At 67.2% G+C, this 287-nt stretch carries 1 pseudogene; it reads left to right on the forward strand.

Features of this window, described 5'->3' with window-relative positions:
• A pseudogene (locus ACMUOY_RS20260) lies at positions 1–287 on the forward strand (TonB-dependent siderophore receptor); the annotation flags it as partial.

A 287-nucleotide genomic window follows, 5' to 3' on the forward strand; every position in this document is an offset into this window, starting at 1 on the left:
GGCCTGCCCTGGATCCGGCCCACCGCCAGCTCGGCGGTCACCGACACCCGCATGCTGCCGCTGGACCCGAGCAATTACTACGGCATGGCCAGCGACACCAATCAGGGCAGCGCCGGCTACGGCACCTTGTCGCACCAGCGCCGCCTTGACGACGGTGGGCTGATCAAGTCCCAGTTCCGCGTGGGCAACTACGAGCGTGACCAGCGCGCGAGCACGATCCGCCTGTGCCAGGGAACCACGAACCCGAACACCGGTGTGTACACACCGAATGCGAGTTGCCCGACCAC

This window comes from Candidatus Skiveiella danica, assembly GCF_022705245.1.
Taxonomy (GTDB): domain Bacteria; phylum Pseudomonadota; class Gammaproteobacteria; order Burkholderiales; family Burkholderiaceae_C; genus Skiveiella; species Skiveiella danica.